Raw genomic sequence first — 15,138 nt, 5'->3', positions numbered from 1 at the left:
CTCAGCTCTTCTCGAAACGGAAGCCCACGCCGCGCACGGTGGCGATGAAGCGGGGGTTGGCCGCGTCGTCGCCGAGCTTCTTGCGCAGCCAGGAGATGTGCATGTCGAGGGTCTTGGTCGACGACCACCAGGTCGTGTCCCAGACCTCGCGCATCAGCTGGTCGCGGGTGACGACCCGGCCGGCGTCGCGCACCAGTACCCGCAGCAGGTCGAACTCCTTGGCGGTGAGCTGGAGCTCCTCCTCGCCCATCCAGGCGCGGTGCGACTCGACGTCGATGCGCACGCCGTGCGTGGCGGGCGGCTGCTGCGGCTCGGCGGCGCCGCGCCGCAGCAGGGCCCGGACTCGGGCGAGCAGCTCGGCGAGCCGGAAGGGCTTGGTGACGTAGTCGTCGGCGCCCGCGTCGAGCCCGACGACGGTGTCCACCTCGTCGGCGCGCGCGGTCAGGATGAGGATCGGGATGGTGTGGCCCTCGCCACGCAGGCGGCGGGCCACCTCCAGTCCGTCCATGCCGGGCAGACCCAGGTCGAGCACGACCAGGTCGACGCCGCCCTGGAGTCCTGCGTCGAGAGCGGTGGGGCCGTCCTCACGCACCTCGACCTCGTAGCCCTCCCGGCGCAGAGCACGGGCCAGTGGCTCCGAGATGGACGCGTCGTCCTCGGCGAGCAGTACACGGGTCATGGAGTGATGGTAGACCTGCGTGGCCCTGAGCTGGGGTGTGACCGGAAGCCTTGATTCTTACCGCTGGCATACCCGCTTCTTACGTTCCGGGGGAACGCTGACGAACCTCTGCCTATGGGGTGCGATCCTGGTAAGGACCTTGGAAACGAGGCCCACGGTTCCCCCGACACCTGTGATCCTCCTCTCAAGTCCTTCCATATGCGGCAGTGTCCTGCCGTATGGTGAAACAACGCCTGTAGCCCTAGGCGACCTTCTGCGGCCCTCTGCCCTGAAGGTCTCTTTTGTGTCGGGCCTCGTCGTGCGGCGACGCGCGTAGAGGCGTGGACCCCCCACGTGGACCCCGGAGGCGACCGCCCACCGCTCCGTGCCCCGGAGCGGCCCCCGTAGGCGTCGGGGACGACGGCCGTACGCTCCGGTGCCGACAGCCCCCACCGGGCGCACCACCCCTGTCGCGGGGCGCGTCCCGACCAGCAAGGAACGACCATGGCGTCCAGCCTGACGAAGGACTCGGCCCGCCCGGGCACCCCCGGCTCCGAGAAGACCTTCTTCGGCCACCCCCGCGGACTGGCCACACTCTTCATGACCGAGATGTGGGAGCGATTCTCCTACTACGGCATGAGGGCCCTGCTCCCGCTGTACCTGGTGGCCCCGGGTGGCCTGCACCTCGACGCGGCCACGGCGACGGCGATCTACTCCGTGTACGTGTCGCTGGTGTACCTGCTCACCATGCCCGGCGGCTGGTTCGGCGACCGCGTCTGGGGGCCGCGCAAGACGGTCGCCATCGCCGGCGGGGTCATCATGCTGGGCCACCTCACGCTGGCCCTGCCCTCCTCCGGCACCTTCTACGCCGGCCTCGGCCTGGTCGCGATCGGTTCGGGTCTGCTGAAGGCCAACATCTCGACGATGGTCGGCCACCTCTACGACGGACCGGACGACCCGCGCCGCGACGGTGGCTTCACCGTCTTCTACATGGGCATCAACCTCGGCGCCTTCGCGGCGCCGCTGGTCATCGGCACCATCGGTGAGAGCGTCAACTGGCACCTGGGCTTCGCGCTCGCCGCACTCGGCATGGCGCTGGGTCTCGTCCAGTTCCTGATCGGCTCGCGCAACCTGGCCGAGCGCTCCAGCGTCGTCCCGACGCCGCTGTCCGCCGAGGAGAAGACGTCCACGCTGCGCAAGGCCGGGATCTGGGCCGGTATCGCGGCCGTCTTCTACGCGATCGTCGGCTTCTCCGGCAACTACACGCTGAACTGGATCCTCGTCCCGCTGACCCTGCTCGGCGTGATCATCCCGATCATGGTTCTGGTCCGCATCAAGCGCGACAAGGACCTGGACCGTGCCGAGCAGTCGAAGATGTCCGCGTACATCTGGTTCTTCGTGGCCGCGGCCGTGTTCTGGATGATCTACGACCAGGGCGGCTCGACGCTGTCGATCTTCGCGGACTCCTCCGCCGAGAACAGCGTCTTCGGCTGGGCGTTCCCGGTCTCCTGGTACCAGTCGGTCAACCCGGTCCTGATCATGGCGCTGGCCCCGGTCTTCGCCTGGTTCTGGCTGGCGCTGAACCGGCGCGGCAAGGAGCCGAGCACGATCGTGAAGTTCGGCTCGGGTCTGGTCCTGGTCGGCGCGTCCTTCTTCCTCTTCCTGGCCCCGCTGTCGATCGCCGAGGGCGGTCACAAGGCGGCGGCGCTGTGGCTGGTGGCGATCTACTTCACGCAGACCGTCGGTGAGCTGCTGCTCTCCCCGGTGGGTCTGTCGGTGACGACGAAGATGGCACCCGCGAAGTACGCCTCGCAGATGATGGGCGTCTGGTTCCTGGCCGTCACCGCCGGTGACGCCACGACCGGTCTGCTCTCCATCGCCGGGGTCGACCTGAACAAGGCGAACATCGTGACTCTGGAGGCCACGCTCGCCGTCCTCGCCGGTGGCGCGGTGTGGATGTACCGCAAGAAGGTCAAGGAGCTCATGGGCGACGTCCGCTGACCCGCCCCGCCGAGCCATGACGAAGGGCCGCCGCATCCCGAGGGTGCGGCGGCCCTTTCGCGTGCACGAGGGCATGCGCGCGCGTCAGGCCTTCGTCGTCGGGTCCTTCGTCGTCGGGTCCTTCGCCGTCGGGTCCTTCGCCGTCGGATCCATCATCGTCGGATCCATCATCGTCGGACCTTCGTCGTCGGATCCTTCGCCGTCGGATCCTTCCCGTACGGCACGGAGGACCGTTCCTCGTCTTCCGTACCGGCGTCGGGCGTGACCCAGGGCAGGTCCGGGGCGGCGGAGGGGGTGTTCGCTGCTGTGCCGGTCCCGCCACGCCTCACCGGGCGGTGCGGCAGTGCGGGCAGCCCCTTGCGACGGGCCGGGCGGGCCGCGTGGCCGGGGTGGCGGGGCCGCAGGTGGTCCACCAGGGCCAGGCCGGCGCGGAACACCGCCGCCGGTACGACCAGGAGGACCAGGACCCAGAACAGGGTCACGCCCCAGGGGCGGCCCACGCCCCAGGGGTGTTCGGCGAGGACCTTGCCGCCGTACTTCAGGGACACCGTGTAGTCGCCGTGCGCGCCGGCCGCGAGCTCCACGGGCAGCTCGACACGGACCTCGCCGCCGGGCCGGATCGTGCCCCGCCAGCGCTGGTCCTGCCACTGCGGGGCGAACACGCCGTGCGCGGTGCCGACCTGAAAGACGGGGTCCTTAACGGGGGACGTACCGACGTTGCCGACGGTGACCTCCAGGGTCCGGGCGGGCGGCGAACCGAACCAGGTCAGCACCCCGTCGCCGCCGCGCAGCCGGGTGTCAGCGGGCAGGGAGAGCCGCCCGCCGGACCGTTCCGCGGGCAGCGGCTCGACCGTGTGCCCGGCGATCCGGAGGGCCGCGTCGGCCTCGGCACCGGCCCCGGTCACCGTCGCCACGTGCACCACGCAGGGGCACGGCACCGGTGGCTCGACGACGGGCAGCGCACGGCGGAAGCGCCCTTCGGCGTCGGTGGTGACGGCCCGGCCGTCGGCGTTGGCGCAGGAGTAGGTGCCACCGGTCACACCCCGGTCCGGCTCGGCCTGCCCGCACACCAGCAGCGTCAGCAGGGCACGCGCCCGCCAGCCACTACCGCTGACCGTGACCGACCCACCCGCCCCGGCCTCCGCCTCGGACACCTCGACCCGGGGCCGATCCACCGCCCCGACGGGGCCGGCCCCCGCCAGAACCAGCAGAAACACGAACAGAACCGAGAGCGACAGGGACGAGAGACGTACCGCGCACGACATCGACGGCTCCAGGGATCGTCCGGGCGTGGCCACACCATCGACAGCCCGGGCAGCCGACGCCGACGGGCGTTCGGGGCGGGCGTACCTCGCCTCCGACGGGCGTCCGGGCACACGCACGGCATCAACAGCCCGAGCGGCCGGCCCCACCGGGCGCCCGGGGCGGGCGTACAGCGCCGACTCCAGGGGTCGTCCCGACGTGGACACACCATCGACGGCCCGAGCAGCCGACCGCAGCGGGTGTCCGGGCCATCCGCACGGCGTCGCCTCCAGCAGGGCCCCGGCCGTACGCAGGGCATCGACGGCCCGAGCAACCGGCAGCACCAGACGCCCGAGGCGGGCGTGCAGCGGCGGCCGCAGCCGGCCGGACCGTCGGCGTGCGGCGTCGGCTCCCGCGAACGTCCGGGGCATGCTCAGTGGCGGGCGCGTGCGCTCTGGTGACGTCGTGTCAGCCACAGGGTGCCCGCCGCGCCGGCGAGGAGGACCGTCCCGCCGAGCGTGCCGAGGGCTATGGCCGAGTCCTCGGGCCCGGTCTGCGCAAGCCCGGCGCCGGTGTCCGGGCCGGGCCCGGAACCGCCGCCCTGGGCGGAGCCGGTGCCGCCGCCGCTCGCGGCCTTGACGTCGAGGGTCAGGGACGGGCTCGGGTCATTGGTCGGGGTGCAAGTGGTCGTCGTACCGAGCGCTTTGATGGTGAGCACGGCGGCCGTGAAGGTGACCTCGCCGCTCTTCTTCGGCACATACGTCCCGCTCAGATCGTTGATCTTGATCGGGGTATTGGCCGGTACGGCGGCGTCGTTGGCGGGGCCGGTCACCGTGAGAGTGCCGCTGTCCGCGCCGCCCAGGGCGATCGTGGCGCTCGGGGTCATCGCGCCCTTGCCCAGTTCGACCGGGCTGGAGGAGACGCCCTTCTGCCAGGACATGGTGATCTTGTAGCCGTCACCGTCCTCGACGCCCTTGATGTCGATGGGCGAGACGGCGCTCTTGTCGCCGATCGGCGTCTTGCACTGGTAGTTGACGTCGACGACCTCGGCCCGGGCCACGGGGGCGGCCATCAACACCGCCGAGCCGGCCAGGGCCGCCGCGGACGCGAGCGCGGCGGTTCGATTCCGGTACGACACGGTGCCACTCCCCTTCCTGTTCCTGACGGCGTATCAGATCGGGCCGTCAAGGTACGCCCGGGGCCCAGAGGAAGGAAGACACAGCGCGCGCCGGATCTGTGGCGATCCGGCGCGCGGCGAGTGACGTATGAGGGGATGTACGGCGGGGATTTTGTGGGGACCGGCGGACGGTCCCCGGTCAAATCCGTGAGGACAGGCGGACGGTCCCCGGTCAAATCCGTGAGGACAGGCGGACGGTCCCCGGTCAAATCCGTGGGGACCGGCAGACGGTCCCCGGTCAGGCGGGTGCGCCCAGTTCCGCCCACACCGTCTTGCCCGCGACTCCCGGCGTGCGCACGACGCCCCAGTCCAGGCACAGCCGCTGGACGATGAACATGCCGTGGCCGCCCGGGCGCCCCGCCCGGTGCGGATTGCGGGGAGCCGGCTGCCCGGTGCCCCGGTCGGCGACCTCCAGACGGATCACCTTGTTGTCGCAGGTGATCCACAGCTGGTCCGGCCCCTCGGCGTGCAGGCAGGCGTTGGTGACCAACTCGGATACGACGAGCAGCACATCCTCGGCGGCGGCCCGCTGGTCGGCGGAGGCGGCGGGCAGCCAGCCCCACGCGTACAGCGCCTGGCGGGTGAAGTCGCGGGCGAGCGGAACGACACCGCTCTCCCCGTCGAAGCTCAGCCGGCGCACCTGCCGTCCCCCCGGCGGCGCCGCGGCTCCGGACGGCGCGCCCACGCCCTCGCCGGACGCAGTGGCCGCCGGTACGCCACCCTCGGACGCCCCGGAAGCGCCGCTGGGCTCCGGCCCGCGGTCGCCCGGCGGGTAAGGCCGGGTGGTGCTCATCAGCGCTTCACCTCACCGATTCACCAGTTCACGATTCAAAAGATTCTGTACACCGTCAGTCACGCAGTGCGCGGCATATCGGTTTCGTGGTGCCCCCCACACCCCGGCGGTCAACAGGTTCAGGTTGTCTCCTGCCCTGGCGTCCCGGCGGAACACCCCCGGATTCGGCACGAAAGGCGTGACGGACATAGGACGTCGGTCACAGCGGGAAGGCCGAGGCTCGGCGCGCCGACGCACCGCCGCTCAGCTCGACTCGTCGGCCAGGGCCGCCTCTAGCGTGTCGTGGACGGTGAAGACCGCGTCCGCACCCGTGATCTCGAATACGCGCGCCACCACCGGCTGCATCCCGGCGAGGGTCACACCGCCACCGGCGGCCTCCGCCTTCAGCCGTGCGCCGAGGAGCACGTTGAGCCCCGTGGAGTCGCAGAACTCCAGGCGCGCGCAGTCGATGACCAGGCGCTTGAATCCCTTGGCGAGGCAGTCCTCGAGTGGCTCACGCAACAAATCGGCGGTGTGGTGATCCAACTCACCCGCCGGGGTCACGACGGCGCTAGAGCCCTCTTCCCGCACCTCAACCAGAAGCCGGCCAGACTGTGCGCTGCCGACCGTCCCGCGGTCCATGCCGTCTCTCTCTCCTGACGTCGAGGCTGCTTGCTGACGCCCTCGAACACTACGCCTTCCTGACGTGCTCCGACACCCGAACAACTACACACAAACGGACATATGCCCACAGAACGCACTTGCGGTGGGCTCGGGAAAGCGGGTAGGCCTAGTAAGGACACGTACCCGACACACGGCCGGCTTTGGAGGCGCCGCACACCGCAGTGCACGTAATTGGCTCCGGCAGCCTTATGCCGAGAACGATGGAGGACATCATGTCACCCCGGCTCGACGCATCGCGTACCCAGAAAGCGACGTCGACACCCCCTCCGGAACATCTGGATCCCATCGAGCAGGACGAGACGCTCGTCACACACGACGACCTTCTCGCCGGACTTCCGGACATCCCCCCGTACGAGCAGGTCGACGCGGTCGACGCACGGGCTCTGTCCAAGACCCTCTTCGAGCGCCTCGAAGCGCTGGAGGAAGGCACGCACGAGTACTCGTACGTCCGCAACACGCTTGTCGAACTGAATCTCGCGCTGGTCAAGTTCGCCGCTTCCCGGTTCCGCTCCCGCAGCGAGCCGATGGAGGACATCATCCAGGTCGGCACCATCGGCCTCATCAAGGCGATCGACCGGTTCGAACTCTCCCGGGGTGTCGAGTTCCCCACCTTCGCGATGCCGACCATCGTCGGCGAGATCAAGCGCTTCTTCCGCGACACCTCGTGGTCCGTGCGCGTTCCGCGGCGGCTCCAGGAGCTCCGGCTCGACCTGGCCAAGGCCGGTGACGAGCTGGCGCAGAAGCTGGACCGCGCCCCGACGGTGACGGAACTGGCCGAGCGCCTGGGCCTGTCCAAGGACGAGGTCGTCGAGGGCATGGCCGCCTCGAACGCCTACACCGCCTCCTCGCTGGACGCCCAGCCGGAGGAGGACGACTCCGAGGGCGCGCTCGCGGACCGCATCGGCTACGAGGACCACGGACTCGAAGGCATCGAGTACGTCGAGTCGTTGAAGCCGCTGATCGCCGAACTGCCCCCGCGCGACCGGAAGATCCTGTCGCTGCGGTTCGTCGCGGGTCTCACGCAGTCGGAGATCGGCGAGGAACTGGGCATCTCGCAGATGCACGTGTCGCGACTGCTGTCGCGGACGCTGGTACGGCTCCGCAAGGGGCTGACCGTCGAGGAGTGATCCTCGTGTGAACCCTGCCGGGTGACGTGTCCTTCGGGGGCGGACCGAACGGTCCGCCCCCGGGCGCGTGACACCTCTGGTCCGTGGCCTCTTGTCAGGAGTTGAGGAACAGCGCCGCCGTCGGCAGCAGCGGGGCCGTCAGGCTCAGTAGCCAGTAGGTGTGCGGAGCGAGGGTCGTCCTGCGCCGCAGCGGCATGTTGGCGAGCAACCAGACCAGGCCGTACAGCGTGACGACGGGGACCACGATCACGAGCCAGAGGGCCATGCCGTCGTTCTCGGTGGGTTCCCGCGTGGTCCAGCCGGCCGCGGCGAGCGGCCCGTTCGCGGCGAGGTACCACAGCAGCCAGAACGGCACCACGCCCGGTATTCCGAGCAGCAGGTTCACCAGGAGCGGTGCCGACCAGTGTCTTGTCATCCGTCCCGCTCCCCGTCGGTGATCAGAGAACCCTTTCGCCGCGCCTCCAGACTCCCGTGACCAGGGGAACGCCGGGGCGGTAGGCCAGGTGGACGTGGCTCGGGGCGTCGAGGAGCGTCAGGTCGGCGTACGCGCCCGGGGTGATGCGGCCGATGTCGGTGCGCCGCAGGGCCGCCGCACCGCCCGCCGTGGCCGACCAGACGGCCTCGTCCGGGGTCATGCCCATGTCCCGTACGGCGAGCGCGACGCAGAACGGGACGGACGAGGTGAAGGACGAGCCCGGATTGCAGTCGGTGGAGAGGGCCACGGTGGCACCCGCGTCCAGGAGACGGCGGGCGTCCGGCCACTCGGCCCGCGTGGAGAACTCGGCGCCGGGCAGGAGGGTGGCGACCGTACGGCTGTTCGCCAGGGCGTCCACGTCCGCGTCGGTCAGGTGGGTGCAGTGGTCGGCGCTGGCCGCGTCCAGTTCGACGGCGAGCTGTACGCCCGGGCCGTACGAGAGCTGGTTGGCGTGGATACGGGGGTGCAGGCCCTTGGCCTTGCCCGCGGTGAGGATCGCGCGGGCCTGGTCGCCGTCGAAGGCGCCCTTCTCGCAGAAGACGTCGATCCAGCGGGCGTACGGGGCGCAGGCGTCGAGCATCTCGCCGGTGACGAGGGCGACGTAGCCGGCCGGGTCCTCGGTGAACTCGGGGGCGACGATGTGGGCTCCGAGATAGGTGACCTCGTCGGTGTGGGCTGCGGCGACGCGCAAAGCCCGGGCCTCGTCCTCGACGGTCAGGCCGTAGCCGGACTTGGTCTCGAAGGTCGTGGTGCCCTGACGGAGGGCCTCTTCGAGGTAACGGGTGACGTTGGCCTCGAGTTCCTCGTCGCTCGCGGCGCGGGTGGCGGCGACGGTCGTGCGGATGCCGCCCGCGCTGTACGGCCGCCCCGACATGCGGGCGTTGAACTCCTGTGTGCGGTCGCCCGCGAAGACGAGGTGCGAGTGGGAGTCCACGAAGCCCGGGAGGACCGCCCTGCCACCTGCGTCGACCCGATTGTCAGTGGCGGGTGCTTTGCTTTGATCACCGGTCCACACGACGCGGTCGCCCTCGATGGCGACGGCCGCGTCCTGGACCAGTCCGAGGGGGGAATTGTCACCTAGAGAGGGGTCGTTGGTGACCAGGGCGGCGATGTTGGTGATGAGCGTGCTTGCGGTGCTCGCGGAGTGGGCGGGGCTGACGGTCGTCGCGTTGCTCATGGCGTCCTTGGTGGCCTGGTCGGCGGTGGGGGCGGGTTCGGGGACAAAGGCAGGTGCGGGCCGTGCGGGTGGGCGGCCCGCTGCCGTCATCCGCGCAGTGCTTCGACGGCGTCCGCGAGGGCTTTCGGCACATCCGGTACGAGGGAGTGGACCCCGTCCCGTACGACGTGCCGACCTCCCACGACCGTATGCGACACGTCCGCTGCCGACGCGGCGAATACGGCCGTCTCGGCCCCGAGCCGCGGAAGCGGCCCTGCAGTCCTGACCGAGTCCAGCGCGATGGTGGTGAAGTCGGCGAGCGCGCCCGCCTCCAGGGTGCCTGCGCCGTCCCAGCCGAGGGCCGCGTGGCCGTCGGCCGAGGCCGCCCGCAGCAGGGCCGCCGCCGTCCAGTGACCTCGGGTACGGGTGCGCAGGCGCTCGTTGAGTTCCATGGCGCGTGCCTCTTCGAGCAGGTCGATGACGGCGTGGCTGTCGGAGCCGAGGGAGAGCGGAGAACCCTCGTTCTGCAGGGCGGCGGCGGGCCCGATGCCGTCGGCCAGGTCCCGCTCGGTGGTGGGGCACATACAGGTGCCGGTGCCGCTGCCGCCGATGAGGGAGACGTCCTCGGCGGTGAGGTGGGTGTTGTGGACACCGGTCGTGCGCGGCCCGAGGACACCGTGCAGGGCGAGCAGCTGCGTCGGGGTGCACCCGTGGATCTCCAGGCAGGCCTCGTTCTCGGCGGTCTGCTCCGACAGGTGCACATGCAGCGGGGCCCGCCGCTCCCCGGCCCACCTCGCGACGGTCGCCAGCTGGTCGGCGGGCACGGCCCGTACGGAGTGGATGGCCGCTCCGATCCGCGCGTGATCCCGTTCCTTGAGAACTGAACAGCGTTCGGCCCAGGCGTCCGCCGTGCCGTCGGAGAAGCGGAGCTGCTGGGCGGAGGGCGGCTGCCCGAAGCCGGAGGAGAGGTAGGCGGTGTCGAGGAGGGTGATGCGGATCCCGGCTTCGGCGGCGGCCGCGATCAGGGCCTCGCCCATCGCGTTGGGGTCGGCGTAGGGGGTGCCGCCGGGGGCGTGGTGGACATAGTGGAACTCGCCGACCGCCGTGATGCCGGCCAGGGCCATCTCGGCGTACACGGCGCGGGCCAGGGCGTGGTAGGTGTCCGGGGTGAGCCGGGCGGCCGTGGCGTACATGACCTCGCGCCAGGTCCAGAAGGTTCCGGAGCCCACCTGGACGGTGCCGCGCAGAGCCCGGTGGAAGGCGTGGCTGTGGGCGTTGGCCAGCCCGGGGAGGGTGAGGCCGCGCAGGACCTCGGCGCCGGGGGGCGGGGTGGTGACCTCGGTCCGGACGGCGGTGATGCGGCCGTCGTGGACGTCGAGGGCGACGCCCGGCTCGACGTGCGTGCCGAGCCAGGCGTGTTCCAGCCAGTACGTACGGGTCTGCTGGGTGGGCGTCACGTGCGGGCCAGTCCTTCCAGTACGTCGGCGAGGGCGAGTACCCCGGCCACGCAGTCGTCCTCGGCCGCGGACTCCGCCGGGGAGTGGGAGACGCCGGTCGGGTTGCGCACGAACAGCATGGCGGTCGGGATGCTCCCGGACAGGATCCCGGCGTCGTGTCCGGCGCCCGTGCCGAGGACGGGGACCGTGAGGCCGGTGTCCTTGCCGAGGATGCGGGCGAGTTCGTCGCGCAGGGCGTGGTCGAACTCGACGACGGGGGTGAACGACTCGCGGACGACGGCCAGCTCGACGCCGTGGGCGGCGGCGTACTCCCCGGCCGCCTTCTCCACACCGGCGACGACGGCGTCCAGGCTGTCCTGGTCGGCGGCCCGCGAGTCGAGCCAGCCGCGCACCAGGGAGGGGATGGCGTTGACGCCGTTGGGCTCCACGGCGATCTTGCCGAAGGTGGCGACGGCACCGGCGAGTTCGGCCTCGCGGCGGGCGGCGAGGACGGTCTCGGCGTAGGACAGCATGGGGTCGCGCCGGTCGGTGAGCCGGGTGGTGCCGGCGTGGTTGGCCTCGCCCCGGAAGTCGAACCGCCACCGGCCGTGCGGCCAGATCGCGCTGGCGATGCCGACCCGGTCGCCGGACAGGTCCAGGGCCCGGCCCTGCTCGACGTGGAGTTCGACGAAGGCGCCGATGCGGGCGAGCCGTTCGGGGTCCGGCCCGATGGCGTCGGGGTCGTAACCGGCGGCCTCCATGGCGCGCGGCAGGCTCACTCCGTCGCCGTCGGTCAGCTTGTGGGCGCTCTCGACGGTGAGCTGTCCGGCGGTGAGCCGGGATCCGACGCAGGCGAGCCCGAAGCGGGCGCCTTCCTCGTCACCGAAGTTCACGATGGCGAGGGGGCGGGTGAGCTGCGCGCCCCGGCCGCGCAGTTCGTCCAGCGCGGCGAAGGCGGACACCACGCCGAGGGGCCCGTCGAAGGCCCCGCCGTCCGGCACGGAGTCGAGATGCGACCCGGTGACGACGGCGTCCCCGGCGGCGGGGTCGCCGAGCCAGGCCCACTGGTTGCCGTTCCGGTCGGTCTCGTAGGTGAGCCCGCGCGCCTCGGCCTGGTCCTTGAACCAGGCCCGGCAGTCGAGGTCGGCGCCGGTCCAGGCGAAGCGACGGTAGCCGCCGGAGGTGGAGTTGCGGCCGATCGGCAGCAACTCCGCCCACATGCTGTGGAAGGTCACGCGTCGTCACCCTCGCGCATCGGGACACGGACGCCCTTGTCCCGGGCCACCGAGTCGGCGATGTCGTACCCGGCGTCGACATGCCGGATGACGCCCATGCCGGGGTCGTTCGTGAGGACCCGGCGGATCTTCTCTCCGGCCAGTTTCGTGCCGTCGGCCACCGTCACCTGCCCGGCGTGGATCGACCGTCCCATGCCGACGCCGCCTCCGTGGTGCAGGGACACCCAGGACGCCCCGGACGCCACGTTCACCATCGCGTTCAGCAGGGGCCAGTCGGCGATCGCGTCGGACCCGTCGAGCATGGCCTCGGTCTCCCGGTAGGGGGACGCGACGGATCCGCAGTCGAGGTGGTCGCGGCCGATGACGACCGGCGCGGCCAGCTCCCCGCTCGCGACCATGTCGTTGAACCGCTCGCCGGCCTTGTCCCGCTCCCCGTAGCCCAGCCAGCAGATACGGGCGGGCAGGCCCTGGAAGTGGACGCGTTCGCCGGCCATCTTGATCCAGCGGGCCAGGGACTCGTTCTCCGGGAAGAGGTCGAGGATCGCCTTGTCGGTCTTGGCGATGTCGGAGGCCTCGCCGGAGAGCGCGGCCCAGCGGAAGGGGCCCTTGCCCTCGCAGAACAGCGGGCGGATGTAGGCGGGGACGAAGCCGGGGAAGGCGAAGGCCCGGTCGTATCCGGCGAGCTGGGCCTCGCCCCGGATGGAGTTGCCGTAGTCGAAGACCTCGGCGCCGGCGTCCATGAAGCCGACCATGGCCTCGACATGCCGGGCCATGGACTCGCGGGCCCGGGTGGTGAACCCGGCCGGGTCCTTGGCGGCGGCGTCGGCCATGTCCTCGAAGGCGACGCCGACCGGCAGGTAGGCCAGGGGGTCGTGGGCCGAGGTCTGGTCGGTGACGATGTCGATCGGGGCGCCCTCGGCGAGCATCTGCGGGAGCAGCTCGGCGGCGTTGCCCAGCAGGCCGATGGAGAGCGGGCGGCGGGCGTCGCGGGCCTCGGTGGCGAGTTGGAGCGCGTGCGCCGGGTTGTCCGCCTTGACGTCGAGGTAGCGGTGCTCGATGCGGCGCTCGATGGCGCGCGGGTCGACGTCGACGCAGATGGCGACGCCGTCGTTCATGGTCACCGCGAGCGGCTGGGCGCCGCCCATGCCGCCGAGACCGGCGGTGAGGGTGATGGTCCCCGCGAGGGTGCCGCCGAACTTCTTCGCGGCGACGGCGGCGAAGGTCTCGTAGGTGCCCTGGAGGATGCCCTGGGTGCCGATGTAGATCCAGGAGCCGGCGGTCATCTGCCCGTACATGGTCAGGCCGAGGGCCTCCAGGCGGCGGAACTCCTCCCAGTTGGCCCAGTCGCCGACGAGGTTGGAGTTGGCGATGAGGACGCGCGGCGCCCACTCGTGGGTCTGCATGACGCCGACGGGACGGCCGGACTGGACGAGCATCGTCTCGTCCTGCTTCAGGCCCTTCAGCGTGCGCACCATCGCGTCGAAGGAGCGCCAGTCGCGTGCCGCCTTGCCGGTGCCGCCGTAGACGACGAGCTTGTCGGGGTGCTCGGCGACCTCCGGGTCGAGGTTGTTCTGCAGCATCCGCAGGGCGGCTTCCTGCTGCCATCCCAGGGCGCTCGGTTCCGTGCCGCGCGGTGCTCGGACGGGGCGGGGTCCTGACATGGTCTGCCTCCCGGCGGTCTGTTGTTACGTCTATTCACATCCTGACTTCATGAATAGAGCTAGTCAATACATGGGGAGGTCGGCGCGGCGGTGCCCCGGATGTTTGGCTGGATCCATGGATGACGACATTCAGGCAGGCGATTCGGGCACGGGGCGGGCGGCCCGGCGGGACGAGGCGGTGCGGGCCGCCGTGGAGCAGGGGCTGCTCGGGGCCGGCAGCCCCGTCGTCGGGCTGCTGGACGTCACCGGTATCCGGGAGTCGGCGGCGGAGCTGCGGGCGGCGTTCGACGCGGTCGTGGCACCGGGCACGCCCGTGCTGCACGCCTTCGCGGTGAAGGCGACCCCGCTGGTACCGGTGCTGCGGCTGCTGCGCGAGGAGGGCATCGGAGCGGAGGTGGCGAGCCCGGGCGAGTTGGCACTGGCGCGGGCGGCGGGGCTGGACCCGGAGATGACGGTCCTGGACTCACCCGCCAAGACACCGGCCGAACTGCGCGAGGCGCTGACGCTGGGCGTCGCCGTCAACGCGGACAACCCGCAGGAGCTGGACCGCATCGACGGCCTGATCAGTGCCGGCAGCAGCCGACCGCCCCTCGGGATCCGGGTGAATCCGCAGGTCGGCGGGGGTTCCATCGAGTCGACCTCGACGGCCACGGCGACGTCGAAGTTCGGGGTGGCGCTGCGCGACGAGGGGGCCCGGGAGTGGGTCGTGCGGGCGTACCAGGACCGCCCGTGGCTGACCCGGCTGCACGCACACACCGGCTCCCAGGGCATCCCGCTGTCGCTGCTGGCCCGGGGGGTGGCGGAGGTGTACGCGCTCGCCGAGGAGATCAACCGGCGGATCGGGCGACGCCAGATCGACACGCTCGACATCGGCGGCGGACTGCCGGTGAACTTCGCGTCGGACGCGACGACGCCGACCTACGAGCAGTACGCGCGGACGCTGGCCGAGGAGGTGCCGGGGCTGTTCGACGGGCGGTACGGGCTGGTCACCGAGTTCGGACGGTCGCTGCTGGCGAAGCACGGCACGGTGGTGGCGCGGGTCGAGTACGCGAAGACCTCCGGCGGACGGGCGGTCGCGGTGACGCACGCCGGTGTGCAGGTCGCCACGCGGACGGTGTACGCGCCGGAGAGCTGGCCGTTGAGGATCGCGGCGTATGACGCGAAGGGGCGGGTGAAGGAAGGGCCGGTAGTGGTGCAGGACGTCGCGGGGCCGGCCTGTTTCTCGGGGGACCTGCTGGCGGAGGGGCGATCCATGCCGGTGCTGGAGCAGGGCGATTACGCGGCGGCGCTGGATACGGGGGCGTACTACTTCGCGCATCACTATGGGTACAACTCGCTGGTGCGGCCCGGGGTTTATGGGTTCGGGCCGGGTGGGGAGAGGGGTGTCTCCTTCGCGGTCGTGCGGGAGGCGCAGACGGTGGAGGAGGTTGTGGCGGAGTCCGGTGGGGCGCATGTGGAGGCGCTGTTGAGTGGCCAGGCGCCGTGGGGGCGTACGTAGTTTCCGGCCTGCGGGC

13 protein-coding genes are annotated in these 15,138 nt (G+C 71.2%); 3 read left to right on the top strand and 10 right to left on the bottom strand.

Features of this window, described 5'->3' with window-relative positions; translation table 11 throughout:
* Nucleotide 1 precedes the first annotated feature (1 nt).
* Nucleotides 2-679 (bottom strand): response regulator transcription factor, encoded by a 678-nt coding sequence (locus tag AC07DF_RS29340; protein ID WP_382495813.1) that lies wholly within the window; start codon nucleotides 677-679, stop codon nucleotides 2-4.
* 483 nt (nucleotides 680-1,162) lie between these two features.
* On the opposite strand from AC07DF_RS29340, the gene AC07DF_RS29335 reads away from it, so the two are divergent.
* Entirely contained in the window at nucleotides 1,163-2,659 is a 1,497-nt protein-coding gene (locus tag AC07DF_RS29335; RefSeq protein WP_478977775.1) for an oligopeptide:H+ symporter, read from the top strand.
* A 167-nt stretch (nucleotides 2,660-2,826) separates the two neighbouring features.
* Here the strand turns inward: AC07DF_RS29335 and AC07DF_RS29330 are convergent, their stop codons facing one another.
* The 4 genes from AC07DF_RS29330 to AC07DF_RS29315 form a co-directional block, all read right to left on the bottom strand.
* On the bottom strand, nucleotides 2,827-3,924 hold the full coding sequence (locus tag AC07DF_RS29330; RefSeq protein ID WP_478977958.1) for a hypothetical protein: 1,098 nt from the start codon (nucleotides 3,922-3,924) through the stop codon (nucleotides 2,827-2,829).
* A 410-nt stretch (nucleotides 3,925-4,334) separates the two neighbouring features.
* Nucleotides 4,335-5,039: an LPXTG cell wall anchor domain-containing protein gene (locus AC07DF_RS29325; protein ID WP_478977772.1), complete on the bottom strand. Its 705-nt coding sequence runs from the start codon at nucleotides 5,037-5,039 to the stop codon at nucleotides 4,335-4,337.
* Nucleotides 5,040-5,316: 277 nt separating this feature from the next.
* Nucleotides 5,317-5,871: an ATP-binding protein gene (locus tag AC07DF_RS29320; protein WP_184598229.1), complete on the bottom strand. Its 555-nt coding sequence runs from the start codon at nucleotides 5,869-5,871 to the stop codon at nucleotides 5,317-5,319.
* Nucleotides 5,872-6,114: 243 nt separating this feature from the next.
* Nucleotides 6,115-6,492, bottom strand: a complete 378-nt coding sequence (locus tag AC07DF_RS29315) for an STAS domain-containing protein (protein ID WP_189726744.1) — start codon at nucleotides 6,490-6,492, stop codon at nucleotides 6,115-6,117.
* Between the two features lie 242 nt (nucleotides 6,493-6,734).
* On the opposite strand from AC07DF_RS29315, the gene AC07DF_RS29310 reads away from it, so the two are divergent.
* Nucleotides 6,735-7,661, top strand: coding sequence for an RNA polymerase sigma factor SigF (locus tag AC07DF_RS29310; protein ID WP_478977768.1), 927 nt, complete (start codon nucleotides 6,735-6,737; stop codon nucleotides 7,659-7,661).
* Nucleotides 7,662-7,755: 94 nt separating this feature from the next.
* Here AC07DF_RS29310 and AC07DF_RS29305 read toward each other — a convergent pair whose 3' ends face one another.
* Genes AC07DF_RS29305 through hutU form a run of 5 tightly spaced genes read right to left on the bottom strand, consistent with a single transcriptional unit; the run spans nucleotide 7,756 to nucleotide 13,624 of the window.
* Nucleotides 7,756-8,076 carry a hypothetical protein gene (locus AC07DF_RS29305; RefSeq protein ID WP_478977765.1) on the bottom strand — a complete coding sequence of 107 codons (321 nt, stop codon included), beginning with the start codon at nucleotides 8,074-8,076 and terminating at the stop codon, nucleotides 7,756-7,758.
* 22 nt (nucleotides 8,077-8,098) lie between these two features.
* The gene (gene hutI / locus AC07DF_RS29300) at nucleotides 8,099-9,403 is read right to left on the bottom strand and encodes an imidazolonepropionase (RefSeq protein WP_478977762.1); all 1,305 of its coding nucleotides are present in this window, start codon (nucleotides 9,401-9,403) and stop codon (nucleotides 8,099-8,101) included.
* The gene (locus tag AC07DF_RS29295; protein WP_478977759.1) at nucleotides 9,400-10,749 is read right to left on the bottom strand and encodes a formimidoylglutamate deiminase; all 1,350 of its coding nucleotides are present in this window, start codon (nucleotides 10,747-10,749) and stop codon (nucleotides 9,400-9,402) included. Before AC07DF_RS29295 ends, hutI begins: the two co-directional genes overlap by 4 nt.
* Entirely contained in the window at nucleotides 10,746-11,963 is a 1,218-nt protein-coding gene (locus AC07DF_RS29290) for an allantoate amidohydrolase (RefSeq protein ID WP_478977755.1), read from the bottom strand. Before AC07DF_RS29290 ends, AC07DF_RS29295 begins: the two co-directional genes overlap by 4 nt.
* Entirely contained in the window at nucleotides 11,960-13,624 is a 1,665-nt protein-coding gene (gene hutU / locus AC07DF_RS29285) for a urocanate hydratase (protein WP_478977752.1), read from the bottom strand. Before hutU ends, AC07DF_RS29290 begins: the two co-directional genes overlap by 4 nt.
* Here hutU and AC07DF_RS29280 point away from each other — a divergent pair.
* A complete protein-coding gene (locus AC07DF_RS29280) occupies nucleotides 13,623-15,122 on the top strand; it encodes a type III PLP-dependent enzyme domain-containing protein (RefSeq protein WP_478977749.1) in 1,500 nt (499 codons plus the stop codon). The genes hutU and AC07DF_RS29280 overlap by 2 nt on opposite strands.
* Nucleotides 15,123-15,138 lie beyond the last annotated feature (16 nt).

It is taken from the genome of Streptomyces sp. NPDC044719, assembly GCF_056433405.1.
Note: the sequence above shows the minus strand (reverse complement) of the source record. Positions and strands in the feature narration are given on the sequence as shown.